Origin of the sequence: Xenorhabdus poinarii G6 (genome assembly GCF_000968175.1) — a bacterium.
GTDB classification, from domain to species: domain Bacteria; phylum Pseudomonadota; class Gammaproteobacteria; order Enterobacterales; family Enterobacteriaceae; genus Xenorhabdus; species Xenorhabdus poinarii.
Window position 1 is genome coordinate 3,067,318 of record NZ_FO704551.1, and the last position, 16,905, is coordinate 3,084,222.

General features: G+C 44.2%; 11 protein-coding genes. 2 read left to right on the forward strand and 9 right to left on the reverse strand.

Annotated features, from left to right (window positions below):
- Positions 1 to 18 precede the first annotated feature (18 nt).
- From XPG1_RS14195 to malT, 6 genes are all read right to left on the reverse strand, one after another.
- On the reverse strand, positions 19 to 618 hold the full coding sequence (locus tag XPG1_RS14195; protein ID WP_045959622.1) for a DUF1349 domain-containing protein: 600 nt from the start codon (positions 616 to 618) through the stop codon (positions 19 to 21).
- A 14-nt stretch (positions 619 to 632) separates the two neighbouring features.
- Positions 633 to 1,790 (reverse strand): MFS transporter, encoded by a 1,158-nt coding sequence (locus XPG1_RS14200; protein WP_173425907.1) that lies wholly within the window; start codon positions 1,788 to 1,790, stop codon positions 633 to 635.
- A 131-nt stretch (positions 1,791 to 1,921) separates the two neighbouring features.
- Complete coding sequence (locus tag XPG1_RS14205) at positions 1,922 to 2,590, reverse strand: HAD family hydrolase (RefSeq protein WP_045959623.1); 669 nt, start codon at positions 2,588 to 2,590, stop codon at positions 1,922 to 1,924.
- A gap of 60 nt (positions 2,591 to 2,650) precedes the next feature.
- Positions 2,651 to 3,712, reverse strand: coding sequence for a zinc-dependent alcohol dehydrogenase (locus XPG1_RS14210; protein WP_045959624.1), 1,062 nt, complete (start codon positions 3,710 to 3,712; stop codon positions 2,651 to 2,653).
- Entirely contained in the window at positions 3,699 to 4,961 is a 1,263-nt protein-coding gene (locus XPG1_RS14215; protein ID WP_045959625.1) for a class-III pyridoxal-phosphate-dependent aminotransferase, read from the reverse strand. Before XPG1_RS14215 ends, XPG1_RS14210 begins: the two co-directional genes overlap by 14 nt.
- Before the next feature lie 271 nt (positions 4,962 to 5,232).
- Entirely contained in the window at positions 5,233 to 7,947 is a 2,715-nt protein-coding gene (gene malT / locus XPG1_RS14220; protein WP_045959626.1) for an HTH-type transcriptional regulator MalT, read from the reverse strand.
- 353 nt (positions 7,948 to 8,300) lie between these two features.
- Between malT and malP the strand changes: the two genes are divergently transcribed.
- The gene (gene malP / locus XPG1_RS14225) at positions 8,301 to 10,754 is read left to right on the forward strand and encodes a maltodextrin phosphorylase (RefSeq protein ID WP_045959628.1); all 2,454 of its coding nucleotides are present in this window, start codon (positions 8,301 to 8,303) and stop codon (positions 10,752 to 10,754) included.
- Positions 10,755 to 10,763: 9 nt separating this feature from the next.
- Positions 10,764 to 12,914 (forward strand): 4-alpha-glucanotransferase, encoded by a 2,151-nt coding sequence (gene malQ / locus XPG1_RS14230; protein ID WP_045959629.1) that lies wholly within the window; start codon positions 10,764 to 10,766, stop codon positions 12,912 to 12,914.
- A 149-nt stretch (positions 12,915 to 13,063) separates the two neighbouring features.
- Here the strand turns inward: malQ and malG are convergent, their stop codons facing one another.
- The 3 genes from malG to malE all read right to left on the reverse strand — a co-directional run bounded on the left by malG (position 13,064) and on the right by malE (position 16,803).
- Positions 13,064 to 13,954, reverse strand: a complete 891-nt coding sequence (malG, locus tag XPG1_RS18555) for a maltose ABC transporter permease MalG (protein WP_045959630.1) — start codon at positions 13,952 to 13,954, stop codon at positions 13,064 to 13,066.
- Between the two features lie 12 nt (positions 13,955 to 13,966).
- Positions 13,967 to 15,523, reverse strand: coding sequence for a maltose ABC transporter permease MalF (gene malF, locus XPG1_RS18560; protein ID WP_045959631.1), 1,557 nt, complete (start codon positions 15,521 to 15,523; stop codon positions 13,967 to 13,969).
- A 92-nt stretch (positions 15,524 to 15,615) separates the two neighbouring features.
- The gene (gene malE, locus XPG1_RS14245) at positions 15,616 to 16,803 is read right to left on the reverse strand and encodes a maltose/maltodextrin ABC transporter substrate-binding protein MalE (RefSeq protein ID WP_157879570.1); all 1,188 of its coding nucleotides are present in this window, start codon (positions 16,801 to 16,803) and stop codon (positions 15,616 to 15,618) included.
- Between the last annotated feature and the right edge of the window lie 102 nt (positions 16,804 to 16,905).

The following is a 16,905-nucleotide window of genomic DNA, read 5'->3' on the forward strand; positions in this document are numbered from 1 at the left end:
AGGGTGTTAGATAAGCGTTTAACTTAAATCATGCAGGTGTTTTTTCAACGATGAGGTTAGCCTGAAATCGGAAAACTTCACCTGTAATCCTTCACGCTCTGGCGAGCAGCACATCGCACCGATAAAAATACGCTGATTATTGCCAATCGTAAAAGGAGACAGCCTCAGTAACGGCCATGTCTCGCCATCAGTGGAGTACTGCAACCTGATCGCCCCATCACTGTAAGTGATGCGCAACCAGAACTTATCGGGATTACCGGGAAAAATTCCCATCGCCCAGTCAGAACACCCATTCGTCAATACACTGCCAATGGTTGCCTGACCATCAGAATGCTCAATACCTGCTTTTAACCAATGTTGCTCATCCGCCAGCAACATAACGCCCGCCTGATCATATAATTGTTCAAACTGACCTTCGATGCAAAATTGGAAAGTAAACCCACCTTCAAGTTTAAAATCATTCACATAGCCACCAAATACATGGCCACTATGACGCTGAAAGCCATACCAGGTATCACGCCAGAAATCGGTTTTATTGTCTGTCGTAACATGAAGCTCATCATCCTGGCACCGCCACAAAGCAGGTTCATTCAACCAATGACATTGCTGCAAATTCATCACTATTTACCCTGTTATCTTTTGGTAGGATTAATCAAACCATATCCCGCTAACAATGAAAGGGAAAGTACTGCAATACAGGCAAAGGCACCATGCAACGTGACCTGTTGCGCCAAACCACCAATAATGGCAGGCCCAAGCAAAATCCCGGAATACCCCATCGTCGAAACAGCAGATACAGCCAATGCATCAGGCATCACTTTTTGCTGACCTGAAGCCGTAAAAAACATCGGTGCCAAATTGGATAACCCCGCCCCTATCATCAGGAAAGAAATACCCAGCAGAATGATGCTGGATGCCAGATAGATCAACACAAAACCTAACGTCGCCAACATTGCGCTGCCTAAAAACATACGCCGATATCCACACACCGCAATGATCTTATCACCCAAAAAGCGCCCCGCAGTCATGGTAATGGCAAAAAGTGTATAGCCAAAACCCGCCTGATGACTGCTCATATTATGCACGCTACTCAATAAAATTCCGCTCCAATCCAGCATAGAACCTTCCATCAAGTAAACGACAAAACAGAGCGTGCCAATCAGAATAACAATACCACGAGGTAAGGCAAAAAATTGGGTTTCCTCCATTTCAGTATGATCCAACATGCCATTCCACGTGGGTAACAATAGCAAGATAACAAATATGGCGACAGCCAGGGTGACCAGAAAAGACGGTACGTTCAGGAACAACAATAGACTGACAGTACCTGCCCCTGCAATTCCGCCTAAGCTGAACAAGGCATGAAAGCCCGACATAACCGGTTGATGCTCTCTTTTCTCAATATTAACCGCATGGATATTGATAACGACATCTGTCGCGCCAATGCCCATACCGAACACGAATAAAGCACAAGCCATTGTTAATGGCGTCGAAAATACACTTAAACCCGGTAATATCAAAACAGCCAACAAGGCAAAAAAGGTAAAAACCTTGCGACAACCAAAGCGGGTCGCCAACATGCCTGCAACAGGCATCATCACGAAAGATCCAATACCAAACACCAGAATCAAAAACCCCATAGAGCCATCACTCAACCCCAATCTTTCTTTTACTAACGGGATCAATGGCGCCCAACTTGCAATACTGAATCCCGCAATAAAAAACGAAATTCGCGTTGCCATGATCGGCTGTTTTCTTGAAGAGACTGCATATTCTTCAGACAATGTCATTCCTCCAGACACTATTTTTTTAACCATATCTTCCAAACAATATTTTCCAAACAATATCCTCTCAACAACACCTTCCGCCAAAATTGGTGGAAGGTGTCCTATATTGGTGCTGAATAAGCATGACGCAGATATTATTCGTGTCGATTTATTACTCTTATCGCTGAAAACTGGGGAATTTCCGTTAGTGTCTCAATCACACAGGAAGCCTGTTCATATTGCTCGGTTCCCGACAAAGCATGAGGCCAAGCATATATCCACGGAATACCCGCCTGTTTCGCAGCCGAAATGCCCAAATCCGTATCTTCAATTACCAACGTTTGTCGCACATCCATCTCTTTCAATTTCAGCATAGCCAAATAAGGATCAGGAAAAGGCTTTGTTCTTTCCACATCGTCACCAGAAATCAAAGCGGGCGGATCTTTCAATGCCAACAAACCAAGATTGGCCAGACACACATGGCGCGGCGCAGTGGAAACAAACCCAAAGTTCGTGCCATTGCGTTGCAAGGCAGCAATCACATCAGTGACGCCCGGACGCAAGTAATGCACGGACAATTTTTCCTGATAATGCGAAATAATTTTTTCTGTCATGCTTTGATGCATTGATAAAGGAACACCAACCTTATTCAACGTTTCCGTTAAACTTAATCCAATCAATTGCTGAGGCTGGATTGCACTGATTTGAGTCACATCCTGTTTTGCTAATGCATCAGTAACGACATCAATCAATACATCAAAATGTAGCTGCTCACTATCGACTATGACGCCATCGATATCAAAAATGACATTGCATTTATTCATCGAATTACATCCTGTTATCGAAAATAGCCCTTCAAAAGGATCAATGATGCAGAAAATCGATCACGTTAAGTCAGATATGCGAATCAACACCTTACAGTTTGGCGTACTGAGAGGGACTTGAGATTTCGACGCAATATCACAGCCAACAGTAAGAAAAGCTTGCTGGTAATCCTTGAAATCAACGATCTGGCTAATAAAACGTTTCACAGGGATGATGCCATCCCGGATCATGGCGTAAGCACGCGCAAAACTGTTATTTAGGGAATCAATGGAACCTATCACTGAAAGACTTTTATCCGCGATTTTCATCATATCCAGATTGGCATGTTTGTCTTTCAAGGCCACATTCAGCAATTTCCCCCCCGGAGCCAAGTGATCAAAAATATATTCGGTCAACTGCCCCGTCGTATCCACACATAAATCAATCAGTGCCGATGTCTCGCCATATTCCTGCGCCAGTGCTTCATCAAAGCCAGAATACACCTGGCACTCGGGAGGTACATGTGATCTTGCATACTGAATTCGGTGCTCATTTTTTTCGACCATAAAGGCCCTTACACCCCGCTCATACAGCGCCCAAATGTACAACATCCCCATAGGGCCAGCGCCTGCGACAGCGGCACGAATATCGGTATGCGTGATCGCCAGTTTATCCACGCCGGTTAAGGTACAGCTCAGAGGTTCAGTCAGTGAAGCTTCTTCCATGCTGACATGATCATCCAGCTTGATAAGTAGGTTTTCTTTTGCCAAATATTGTTCAGCAAATGCGCCATCATAGGAAACACCGGCTTCTGTTCCTTGTTTTCTCTCACAATGATTGGGACTGCCGATCCGACACAGCCGACAATGCCCACAACTGTAAGTCGGGTTGATGACAACGCGGTCTCCCACCTGAAACTGAGTCACACCACTGCCAATTTGGGATACGACTCCCGTCGTTTCATGACCTAATGTTGTTCCCGGTATTGCGACAGGGTAATCATCAGTGATAATCCCCACATCCGTGCCACAAATACCACACACTGCAATATCAACAACAACATCATCGGGTTCAATACAAGACAAAGATGCAACCTGCTGAATTTCAACATCCCAAGCTTGATGATATTTAAGCGCTAGCATGGGAAACCTCCTTACGGCTCTGTGCCATAGCCGTTAATTCTGCAAAAGTGAGATCCAATTTATGCAGGATTTCCGCCAAATGCGCCTGTGTACAAATTAGCGGCGGACGAACTTTGATTGTTCTACCCTTACCATAACGGGAACCCCGCAAGATCAGGTGATGACGGCTGGCTGTTGCTATCACCTGTGCTGCAAAACTTGGGCTTGGCGTGTCAAAACCATACATATACCCCACACCTCTCACCCCCGTGATCGCTGGGTATTGCTGTTGTAATGTCAACAAACCATCACGCAAATAAGCTTCATTTTGTTGCACATTTTCCAGAATGTTCTCATCTTCAATAATGTCGATAATTTCGTTGAGGGCAACCAAAGAGAGCGGGTTAGCACCTGAAGTGCTGGAGTGTTCGAATGTTTCCAATACATCCAGTGAATGACGCATTAATACGCCCCCGGTTGGAATACCAATACCACCAGCGCCTTTGGCAAAAACAATAATATCCGGCTCTAACGCCTTGGCATAACCCGTCGAAGCAAAGAATGTCCCTGTGCGACCAAAACCAGTCTGGACTTCATCCGCGATAATGATGATGCCATGTTGATGACAAATTTCCCTGATTTTCCGGTAGAAAGCCACAGGAAAAACCGTATTTCCACCGTTCCCCTGAATCGGTTCAATAATCAGACATGCGATATTGTCGTTAGAACCTAATTGAATAAATTGCTCTAAATCGACAAATTGTGCTTCATTTGGCTGTAATTGTGTTCCTGCAAGAACACTCTCTGGTGCCGGAATTTTAATCGAACCATCGATATTGATATGGAAGTCTTTAATTCTGAATGCATTACCAGAAATCTGTGCGGTTGCAAGAGATTGGCCGTGGTGAGCCAGAAAAAATGAAATAACGCCTGAACGCCCCGTTGCTTTCTGCGCAATACGGATAGCGCATTCAACTGCACCCGATCCAGAAACATCTCGCAGCCAAATCCGATCGACGCCCTCAGGCGTATATTTCAGTAATTTACTTAAAATATATTGTGACATTTCATGTGTATAAGCCGAACTCAAATGCGTACATCGATCAATCTGCTGTTTGAGTTTTTCTGCTATGCGCTTATTTGTATAACCCAGCGGCAAATTAAAAGTACCTGATGCTGCGTCAATCTGTTTTTCACCATCAATGATCAAATAAGGGCCCTGACCAACAAAGCGAGAAAGCATACTCTCAAGATGGTTTGTGTTTTCCATAATTACTCACCACGACTAGTTTGTATTAAACAATTACCTGAATAAAACAATTAACCGAATAAAATAATTAAATGTATTAAACAGAGACAAAACATACTTACTGCGATGAGATTAGATTAAGCGCATTTAAATTTTATTTCGATCACAAAAAGGCCACAAAAAATATTAAATAAATTTTAAAATTCAATTTAAATTTGAAAAATCATATAATTACTCATTAACAATAATTAATTATATTAAAATTAATAGAAATGATATTGAGGGCTAATTGCTAAACGCCTAACCCTATCATTCGCATCAATTTCTGCGCCTGCTGAATAGCTTCCTGTCGGTGAGTAATCCCCATTTTCTGATATAAATTACGTATATGCGTTTTTATCGTAGTTGCTGCTACATCCAGCTCTGCGGCGATCTGCTCGTTACTGTAACCAGAATAAATCAACCCCAATACCTGCCATTCACGCTGAGTCAGTGGACTATTGCGAATAAGCTCAGGGACGTCAGGATGGGTGAGTAACTGTTCTACAAATGTTTCATCAAAATGAGCAAATTTATGTCGGTGCTGTCGGTTAATTTCTCGAAGAATACGCTGAGCCCTATGTTGTTCCATCTCAGGCAATATATTCAATTGAATAAGCTGGCGTAATTGTAAAGCCATCAGCTCACCTTCAATCACAAAATGGCTGATAAACCCCGTGCGATTGGCCAAATTCAGGGCTTCCATTAAAACATCCTGAGCTTCAGCCTTGCGGCCAAGTTGCCAGTAAAGCAAATTACACAGTAGAAGATTACGATTTAAATCACTGACTAATTGTAACTTTCTTGCATGGGCATTCAGCTTCCCTAAAATAGAACCCGCTTCCTCATACTGGCCCAGTAAAATTTTAGCTCGCGCAATATTCCGCCATTGATTTTGATTGAAATGGTTACAAAAACTGTCGGGGCGTTCTGCCTGCGCCAGCCATTGGGTCAACGAATGGCTATCTTCCAAATTCTGCCAAATAATGACACGTAATTTATCGGTATTTGTCCGCCAATCTTGGTGGTATCGCCCATTACTCAGTAAATTTTCACAACGCGTCAAGTAGCGGCGGGCGTTATCAATATCTCCTCGAACCAAAGAGCACTTTGCCAATTGGGTAAAGCATTGCAATTGCTGTTGTGGCTGGTAATTCGCCAACACGTCCAACCCCTGACGAGCGGCCGCTTCTGATTCATCAATACGAGCCCAACACCACAAAAGTTGTGAGCGGATCCTGAGCAAAAACTCATGCATGGGCAATTGCTCCAGATGCTGCTCACGGATTAAATCAAAAGCATGAGTCTGAGTATCATAAGCCGCCTGCAAATAACCTTGTGCCAGTAAAATTTCGCTTTGTTGTAACAGCGCCCATAAAGCGTAGTGATAAACATGACAAAAACGCGCAAGTTGTTCTGTTTGCTTCATTAATGCCAGGGCATCCACCAGGTGACCATTGCAGTGCAATACTTCCCCTTTCACTGACATCGCCACAATACGACCATACTGATTATCCGGCCGTAACGTTGCCAGTGCCTTTTCCGCCAAAACATCAGCCTCATCCGGCCGCCCATCGTTAATCGCTACCTGGGCTCTCAGAGCATCAAACTCTGCCAGTAATTCCGGCTCAATCGTGATTTGTTTCTGCTTTAGTGATTGTTCTGCCTGATTCAATAACGCATTGACCTGATAATGACGATGCTGACTCTGTGCCAACCACGCCTGTAACAAGACCAGACGAGGGCTTTCCAACCGCTGTTCATATGGCAGTGCATTCATACACTCTTCTAATAGGGAAAGTTTACTGTGGTTAAATAATTCCCAGGCATGTTCCAGCAAAATATCCCGCAGCAAAATCATATCTCCTGCGGCCAAAGCATGATGAATGGCTTCCCCCGGATATCCCTGCATCAACCATCCTTTCACAGCAACTCGGTGTAATTCAGGTAATTTTGCCGCCATTTCCCATTGACAGCGCTGACGCAAAAATGAGGCAAACAAGGGATGAAAACAGAACCACTCACCAGAATCATCCATTCGTTGAATAAACAAGCCCTGACGTTCAATATCTTCCAAACGTTGCTGACCATTTTCCTCTCCCGTCAGACAAACAATCAGGCCATCATTCATAGAACGTAAGATAGAGCTATACAACAAGAAATCCCGCGTCGTCTGATCCACTCGATTTAGCACCTCGTCCACCAAATAATCGGCAAGATGGCTGGCATTAATTCCTGAAAGTCGCTTTACTGATAATTCGGCTACGCGACCTGATTGACGGGCAGAAAGTGCAATCAATTGCAAGGCTGTTGCCCACCCTGCAACATCATTGCATAACTGTTTACACTGTTCGTGTTCCAATGGATAGCCTAACCGCTTAGCGAAAAATTGCTGTGTTTCCTGATAATCAAAAGCCAGCTGCTGACTATCAATCTCCAATAACTGCTCCCGGACACGTAAGTTAGCAATGCCCAAAGAAGGCAAATGGCGTGATAAAACCACTAACGTGAGGTTTTCTGGCTGGTGACGAAGAAAAAAACGCATTGCATCATGAATAACCTCATTCACGATCAGATGATAGTCATCGATCACCAGAAAAATCGAGTGCTGCCATTCGCTAAGATCAATAAATAATTGTGCAAACAATGCAGGCAAATTGGCATATTGATGTTTCTGGGCCAGTATTTCACTTTTTACACAGTGCCCCTGTGTTGCCTGTTGAATCGCAGCGATTAAATAGCTAGCGAAACGCTCCGGTTGATTATCTCTGTCATCAAGAGAATACCAGCCAAGATATTCCTGTCCCGCAGCCCATTGTGACATTAGGGTGGTTTTACCATACCCAGCAGGACTGGTTATCAATACCAACCGATTATTCTGAATTTCATTAAACTTTTCTAACAGGCGCTCCCGCATAACCATATTATTAAGCCGAAGAGGGCGACTGAGTTTCGATGGGATAAGCATTAATTTCTCCCCTCACACGCAATGTACAAAACGGATACCTGAATTCTGTCTGATACGATTAAGTCAATGACAACATTAACACCACCAACGCCCAACAAATGTAGAGAAACCCACATCTTTTGCAAACAAGTTGATTAATTTCATTGTGTTAAATTGCACCTTGTCACATTCTTTGATGATAACCTTGCTATTTCCCGATCAAATTGCGGAAAAGTTCGCAAAAAATAGCTACGCCCTTGCACTCCTCCCTGCGAATATTTTTACGGGATGATGTTTCCCGTGCCACTAACCTTCAGCATATCACCTAAATAATTTCTCAAATTTTCTTCATTCAGTGACAGGATGACGACACCATGCAACTATCGACATTAAATGAAAAAACCGCCTTGGCATCCGGTAAAGGCCCGAAGCTCGATAAAACCGTCTTTCAGGCAGCACTCGCGCGCAAATGGCAAGGTTTCGGCCTCAATTCAGCCCAGGAAATGACACCACATCAGTGGTGGCAAGCTATTAGTGCAGCGGTTTCTGAACTACTTCCTCTTTCCAGTCAACCGTCCTCTGTCAATCCATCTTCTGACAGTCAACGTCATGTGAACTACATCTCGATGGAGTTTCTGATAGGCCGGCTGACTGCCAATAATTTATTAAACCTTGATTGGTATGACGATATTCAGTCTTATCTGGCAGAAGATGGCGTCATGTTGAGTGACATACTGGAAGAAGAAACCGATCCGGCCTTAGGCAATGGTGGATTGGGGAGACTGGCAGCCTGTTTTCTCGATGCCATGGCGACGCTTAATCAACCTGCTACAGGCTATGGCCTCAATTATCAATATGGTCTCTTCCGCCAATCGTTTAAAAATGGCCAACAAATTGAAACCCCCGATGATTGGGAGCGCGAGTCCTATCCCTGGTTTCACCATAACACACAGTTAAAAGTTGACGTCAGCTTTGGCGGTGAAATGGTGACAACTGCCGATGGCCACGAAAATTGGCTCCCCGCATTTACCTTGATCGGTGAAGCATGGGATTTACCCGTCATTGGGTATCACAACGGGGTCATACAACCTCTTCGCCTGTGGCAAGCAACATGCGACAACCCGTTTGACTTATCCCTTTTCAATGATGGGCAGTTCCTGCAAGCTGAGCAACAGGGCATTGATGCCGCCAGCCTGACCAAAGTGCTCTACCCGAATGATAATCACCATACCGGTAAGCGGTTGCGCCTGATGCAACAATATTTTCAGTGTGCTTGTGCCGTAGCCGATATCCTGCACCGTCATCAACAGGCAGGACGAAAAATAGAAGAATTGTCGCGATACGAAGTGATTCAGCTTAACGATACACATCCAACAATTGCCATTCCTGAAATGATGCGTCTGTTGCTTGATGAGTATCAATTAAGTTGGGAAGCCGCATGGGAAATCACAGGGAAAACGTTCGCCTATACTAACCATACCTTGCTGCCAGAGGGCTTGGAGCGCTGGGATGAGCAACTGATGAGTGAACTCCTGCCACGCCATCACCGTATCATCCACGAAATTAACCGGCACTTTAAAAAAAGAGTGGAGCAAATCTGGCCTGGTAATCAGCAAGTCTGGGAAAAGTTAGCGGTTATCCACGACAATCAAGTCAGGATGGCTAACCTTTGTGTTGTCGCCTGCTTTGCTATCAATGGTGTCGCAGCGCTGCACTCATCCTTGATTGTGACCGATCTGTTTCCCGAATATCATCAATTGTGGCCAACTAAATTCCACAACGTCACTAATGGTGTCACACCACGCCGTTGGTTAAAACAGTGTAACCCCGCACTCTCTTCACTGATTAACCAAACATTAGGTCATGAATGGAGTGATGATCTTACCGCTTTGAAGCAGCTCGAACCTTATGCTGACGATGCAAATTTCCGTGAAAATTATCGAAACATTAAGCAAAACAACAAAATTCGCCTGTCTAACTATGTCAATAAGGTTATGGGACTCAAAATTGATCCCCAGGCTATTTTCGATATACAGATCAAACGTCTGCATGAATACAAACGTCAACATCTGAACTTGCTCCATATCTTGTCCCTGTACCGGCAGATTCAGGAAAATCCTGCTCTGGATATCCATCCCCGTGTTTTCTTATTCGGTGCCAAAGCCGCTCCCGGCTACTATCTGGCAAAAAACATTATTTCGGCCATCAATCATGCCGCCGACATCATCAATCATGATCCGATCGTCCGAGATCGCATCAAAATTGCCTTTATTCCTGATTACAATGTTTCTGTAGCAGAACTGATGATCCCAGCAGCCGATGTATCAGAACAAATTTCCACCGCTGGTAAAGAAGCGTCTGGGACAGGCAATATGAAATTAGCGTTAAACGGTGCACTCACTATCGGAACGCTGGATGGTGCGAATGTCGAAATCGCCGAACAGGTAGGAAATGAGCATATTTTTATTTTCGGAAACACCGTGGAAGAAGCAAAAGCCTTACTGAACAGCCATTACAACCCTCAAATGATACTCCTGCAAGATCAACATCTGAAAGATATTCTTGATTCCCTCGCCAAGGGTGAATTCAGCCACGGAGATACTCATGCATTTGATCTCATGTTACATAGCTTGACTGATGGCGGTGACCCATATTTAGTACTGGCTGATTTTGCCTCTTACTGCCGCGCTCATCAGCAAATTGATATTCGCTACCGTGATACTCAAGGTTGGACACACAGTACTGTGCTCAATACCGCTCGCATGGGTAAATTTAGTTCTGACCGTGCTATCCAGGATTATCAACAACGTATCTGGAAAATCAAATAGGGATTTAGTATGGAAAACAAACGCCTCAATGAATTGGCAACTGAGGCAGGCATTGCCAGAGAATATATTAATGCCTATGGAAAACCCCAGGCAATCCCTGCTGAAACCAGGTATCGAATACTGGAAGCCATGAATACAAATATACCGGTCGAGAGACCGGTTTTTCCGTTACACACGTCTTCCTTTCCAGAAGTTAAGGTGATTATCCAGGGACAGACAACGCTTTCTCTGGAAGAAGCTCACCATTACCAGTGGCAGATCCATACGGAACAAGGGGAAATATTTCATGGGCACTGCCAGTTTCAACTGACATTGCCGATTGAACTCGCCTTGGGGTATCACACACTGAACCTAATACCGAAGGCGGGATCAGAAACGCATGCTCAGCAACGTGCTATACAACTGATTGTTGCGCCCGAGCGTTGTTACGAACCCGATGCCATAACGCAAGGTAAAAAATTATGGGGAGCTTGTGTCCAGCTTTATACCCTGCGTTCAGAAAATAACTGGGGTATCGGCGATTTTGGTGATCTGAAACAGATGCTGCAAGAACTGGCATTGCGGGGTGGTGCTTTTATTGGCCTAAATCCCCTTCATGCTATCTATCCTGCAATGCCTGAAAATGCCAGCCCTTATAGCCCATCTTCCCGTCACTGGCTGAATATCATTTATATTGCCGTAGATCAGGTGGAAGATTTTAATCTCAGCGCCTCAGCACAAAAGTGGTGGCACTCAACGGAAACACAGCTCAAACTCCAGCAAGCTCGTCAAGTGGAGTGGGTCGATTACACTACTGTCATGACACTAAAAATGGCTGCGTTGCGTCTGGCTTATCCGCAATTTAAGTTACGCTCTGATGATGATCCCCAACAAATCGCTTTCCAACAGTTTGTGACAAAAGGTGGCAAAAATCTTTATTTTCAAGCAGCTTATGATGCTCTGCATCATCAACTATATGAGGAAAATAATATTTATTGGGGTTGGCCGGTATGGCCGGAAGAATACCGTGAACCGGAGAGCGATGCGGTAAAGGCATTTTGTCATTCACACCCACAAGAAATAGCGTTTTTTCTTTGGCTACAATGGCTAGCGGATATCCAGCTTGCCGAATGTTTCACTCTCAGCCAGGCCACTCACATGCCGATAGGTATTTATCGTGATCTCGCCGTCGGTGTAGCTCAAGGTGGTTCCGAAACCTGGTGTAACCGAAACATCTATTGCACTAAAGCATCGGTGGGTGCTCCGCCCGATATTCTAGGGCCATTGGGGCAAAATTGGGGGCTTCCACCAATGAATCCCCATGTATTAAAAGCTCAAGCCTATCAACCTTTCATCGAATTGTTACGTAGCAACATGCGTCATTGCGGGGCATTGCGTATTGATCATGTCATGTCTCTACTCAGACTCTGGTGGATACCACAGGGAGAAACCGCCGATAAAGGCGTCTATGTCCACTATCCGGTTGATGATTTATTAGCCATATTAGCATTGGAAAGTCAGCGTAATCATTGCCTGGTAATAGGCGAAGATTTGGGGATTGTGCCGGAAGAAATTGTCGATAAGCTACGGGATAGAGGCGTTTACTCCTACAAGGTATTTTATTTTGAACGCAACGAGCAAGGTGAATACCGTTCTCCCAATGAATATCCCACACAAGCAATGGCAACCATTACTACCCATGACTTGCCAACCTTGCGCGGGTTCTGGCAAAACGGTGATTTAACCTTAGGAGAAGCTATCGGCTTATACCCTGACAAAACCCTTCTGGCCGATTTATATTCTGAACGTAAACGCAGCAAACAGGCACTGTTGAGCGGCCTAAATCGTCACGGTTATTTATCAGACACCCGATCTTCATTGCAGGGATCATCATCTCTAACACACACTGAGTATCCAATGTCAGACGCGATAAATCACAGCATACATCGCTATATCGCTCATAGTGCTTGCGCCTTATTGGGATTACAACCGGAAGACTGGCTGGATATGGAACGTCCGGTGAATATTCCCGGCACAACAGAGGAATATCCTAACTGGCGACGTAAGCTCACCACCACTTTGGAAGCCATGTTTGCAGATGCGCATATCAACCAGTTGTTACAAGCAATCGAAGAGTGCCGAAAACAGGATTCACCATTCGTTGCATCCTCTGTTACATAACCAATAAATTTTAGGTCATAGTACGGCGGCAGCAAAGAAAAATCCCCAATCACATATAAATCAATGTGATTGGGGGAAAAGCAAAACCAAAAACAAAGAACCAAACCGAAAAAACAAAAAACGTTGACTGACAGCAAGTAAACCGAGTATCAACCTTTCACACTTCCCGATGTTAATCCACCAACCAACCAACGTTGAGCCAGTAAGAAAACCGTCGTGATAGGAATAGCAGACAGCACAGCAGCAGCGGCAAAATCGCCCCAAAGGTAGTTCTGTGGATGCAGATATTGCTGCATTCCCACTGCTAACGTGTAATTGTCTACATCACGTAATAACAGGGAGGCTACGGGTACTTCGGTAATGACGCCAATAAACGACAAAATAAATACCACCGCCAATATAGGTACAGACAACGGCAGCAATATCAAACGGAAAATTTGCCATGATGTTGCGCCATCCAACATAGCGGCTTCTTCTAAAGAGCGATCTATCGTTTCGAAATAGCCTTTAATTGTCCAAACATGCAAAGCAATGCCACCCATATAGGCAAAAATCACACCACCATGGGTATTGAGTCCAAGGAAAGGAATATATTCTCCTAGTCGATCAAACAAGGCATAAAGTGCCACCAAAGAAAGTACCGGAGGGAACATTTGAAAAATCAGCATTCCTTTGAGTAAGGGACTTTTTCCCCGAAAACGCATGCGGGCAAAAGCATAAGCACATGTCGTTGATAATGCCACAATACCAGTGGCAGTAATGAATGCGACTTTTACCGAATTCCAAAGCCACTGTATAACCGGGAATGGGGGTCGTATGACATGTCCATCAGAAGACTCTGCACTGTAACCAAATACCAATTTCCAATGTTCCCATGAGATAGTGTCTGGGATCAGGTTTCCCGTAGCAAAATTACCCGGTCGTAAAGAAATGGCAATTACCATTAACAAAGGGAACAAAATAAGGGCAATAAAAGCCAGCATAATAATCTGTGTTCCCCATACCCGCCATCGTTGCGTTTTGGGTTGTACCATCGCCATCTTCTCTCCTCCTTAATCAAATTTAATGCGGGTGGTTTTCAAATTGATGATGGCTAATGCGCCGACTAATAAAAAGATTAATGTTGCAATGGCTGCTGCCAAACCAAAATCCTGCCCACCCCCACCTTCAAAAGCGATACGGTAGGTATAGTTCACCAAAAGATCGGTATGACCCGCAGGTGTCGTTGTTCCAATATGGTCCGGTTTCCCATTGGTTAACAATTGAACTAGCACAAAGTTATTAAAGTTAAAAGCAAAGCTGGCAATCATCAACGGTGTTAATGGCTTAATTAATAATGGAAACGTAATTTTAGTAAAATTTCGCCATGGCCCGGCACCATCAAGTGCCGACGCTTCATAAAGATCATCAGGGATAGATTTCAGCAATCCCATGCAAAGAATCATCATATAGGGATAACCCAACCATGTATTGACGATAATCAACATTGTTCGGGCTAATGCTGGATCTGTAAACCAGTCCGGTTTCAGACCAAACAACCCATTCAAAACTAAATTAATTTCACCAAAACTCTGGTTAAACAACCCCTTGAAAATCAGAATGGAAATAAACGAGGGAACCGCATAAGGCAAAATAAGCAGTACACGATAAATTGCCCGCCCCTTAATCGCCTCCCATTGCACAATGCAGGCGAGAACCATACCCAGGGCAACTGTCAGCACAACCGTCAGTAGGGAGAAAACCATTGTCCAGATAAAAATGGATAAAAAAGGCTTTTGGATACCTTCATCCTGTACCACTCTTAGAAAATTTTTCCAACCAATAGAAACGGTGAACCCAGGGCTTAAGGTTTCCTTAGCCCATTCTCCCTCGGCATTAATGGATTGGTAGAACCCTGTATCCATATTTGGTCGGTATGTTGTGCCCGTTTGCTTATCTGTCAGCGTCATTCCCTCTTTATCAAGGGAGTAAAGAGGGTTGATCGCAGAAAACTGGCGCAGAGAACTCATTCTCAGCGTCCTGCCATCAGGAAGAATGGCGGCCAATTGCCCCAATGCCTGCCGATACTGAGTAATGGTACGTAATGTCGCTGCATCACCAGTGAATTCGCTCTTCTGTTCATGAAGAGGTAGGGTAATTTCTTCCGATCCGGTCAGAACAAAAGGTTCAGATATTAATGAATTTTCGCTATCCGCTGCGTTCAGTGCTAATACCCACTGTCCCGACACAGGATAAAGTTTGAAATTAAATGGCTCCCCCGTCTGATAGTGGCGACTCATTAATACAGCCTGAGCACGTTCAAAGGTCAATTGATTGGTACTGCTATAGTTAGTAAACGCGATGGCAATCGTGCAGATAAGTGGAAACAGTATAAACAGCCCTATTCCAGCAATTCCGGGGTAAGTATAGCGCCATACATAAGTCTTCCGATTGGAGAAAACATAGATACCACTTCCCAGTAATACCAGTGTTAACATTGCAAACAGGTACTCTCCCTGCGCATACATCAATACAACCAGATACCCTGTAAAAAGCAGGCATAGCCCTACAGAAAACCATTTTAAGGCAGAATGCTTCCACCATACCGTTTTTTCTAATGTCTCCGACATTTTGCACTTCCTGTTACCAATAATTGTGATGGCTCAGATCCCATCACAATAGGATGCTAAAGCTCCTCAAAATCAGGAGCCTGTTATTCGTTTTATTTTGTTATTCTCGCTTTAGCATCATCAAGAGCAGCATCTACCGCCTGACGTCCGCTGATCGCGTTAAGAACGGCGCTACGCATTGCGTACCAGAAACTGCTCATTTGGGAGATATTCGGCATAATTTCGCCTTTTCGAGCATTTTCCATCGTTGCAGCAATACGCGGATCTTTTTCAAGGATCGTCTGATAAGATTTCAAAGCCACCGCTCCCAACGGCTTATCTTTGTCCATCATTGCCAACCCTTCATTAGTCAGCAGGTAATTTTCCAGAAATTCCTGTGCTAACTCTTTATTCGGACTGGCCGCATTAATTCCCGCCGTTAAAATGCCAACAAAAGGTTTAGAGGCGTTTCCTTTAAACGTGGGTAATAAGGCGACTCCATAATTGATCTTGCTTTTATCGATATTGGACCAGGCCCAAGGGCCGTTAATCGTCATTGCTGTTTTGCCTTGATTGAAGGTAGCTTCGGCAATGGAATAATCAATATCCGCATTGATATGTTTATTTTTGACTAAATCGATCAGAAATTGCATTCCCGCTTTAGAACCTGCATTATTTACGCCACTGTCTTTTACATTGTAACGGCCATTTTCGGCTTTAAAGGCATAACCACCATCAGCAGCAATTAGCGGCCAAGTGAAATACGGTTCCTGTAAATTGAACATGATTGCACTTTTATTTTGCTTTTTCAGTTCATTATCCAAGGCGGGGATTTCTTCCCAAGTTTGGGGAGGCGATTGAATTAAATCTTTATTATAGATAAGAGAAAGCGCTTCAACAGCAATAGGGTATCCTACCAATTTTCCATCATATCGAACGGCATCCCATGTAAAGGGGTATAACTTATCGATAAACGATTTATCAGGGTTAATTTCAGCGACAACCCCTGATTGGGCATAACCCCCAAAGCGATCGTGCGCCCAGAAAATAATATCAGGTCCATCTCCATTGGCCGCAATCTGGGTATATTTTTCTTCCAGTTTATCGGGGTGTTCAACCGTAACAGGAATGCCTGTTTCTTTGGCAAATTTTTCGCCGACCTGTGCCAGCCCGTCATAACCTTTATCACCATTGATCCAAATTACCAACTTGCCTTCTTCCGGCTTCGCGAAAGCTGAAGCTGTCAATACACATGTTGTTAAAACGGAAAGCATCAGGGTACGAGTTCCCATCTTTACCATTTTCTTAGTCATCATTCCGCCTTTTTCATTTGTTAGTTCAAGATGAAGATCTTTATTACATCGCGATAAAACTGACGTCAGTGTGCGATCAATGTAAAAAAG

Bases quoted from the DNA above. Each gene is read 5' to 3' on its own strand.
- XPG1_RS14195 (WP_045959622.1), bottom strand. From the start codon at position 618: ATGAATTTGCAGCAATGTCATTGGTTGAATGAACCTGCTTTGTGGCGG.
- XPG1_RS14200 (WP_173425907.1), bottom strand. From the start codon at position 1,790: ATGACATTGTCTGAAGAATATGCAGTCTCTTCAAGAAAACAGCCGATC.
- XPG1_RS14205 (WP_045959623.1), bottom strand. From the start codon at position 2,590: ATGAATAAATGCAATGTCATTTTTGATATCGATGGCGTCATAGTCGAT.
- XPG1_RS14210 (WP_045959624.1), bottom strand. From the start codon at position 3,712: ATGCTAGCGCTTAAATATCATCAAGCTTGGGATGTTGAAATTCAGCAG.
- XPG1_RS14215 (WP_045959625.1), bottom strand. From the start codon at position 4,961: ATGGAAAACACAAACCATCTTGAGAGTATGCTTTCTCGCTTTGTTGGT.
- malT (WP_045959626.1), bottom strand. From the start codon at position 7,947: ATGCTTATCCCATCGAAACTCAGTCGCCCTCTTCGGCTTAATAATATG.
- malP (WP_045959628.1), top strand. From the start codon at position 8,301: ATGCAACTATCGACATTAAATGAAAAAACCGCCTTGGCATCCGGTAAA.
- malQ (WP_045959629.1), top strand. From the start codon at position 10,764: ATGGAAAACAAACGCCTCAATGAATTGGCAACTGAGGCAGGCATTGCC.
- malG (WP_045959630.1), bottom strand. From the start codon at position 13,954: ATGGCGATGGTACAACCCAAAACGCAACGATGGCGGGTATGGGGAACA.
- malF (WP_045959631.1), bottom strand. From the start codon at position 15,523: ATGTCGGAGACATTAGAAAAAACGGTATGGTGGAAGCATTCTGCCTTA.
- malE (WP_157879570.1), bottom strand. From the start codon at position 16,803: ATGGTAAAGATGGGAACTCGTACCCTGATGCTTTCCGTTTTAACAACA.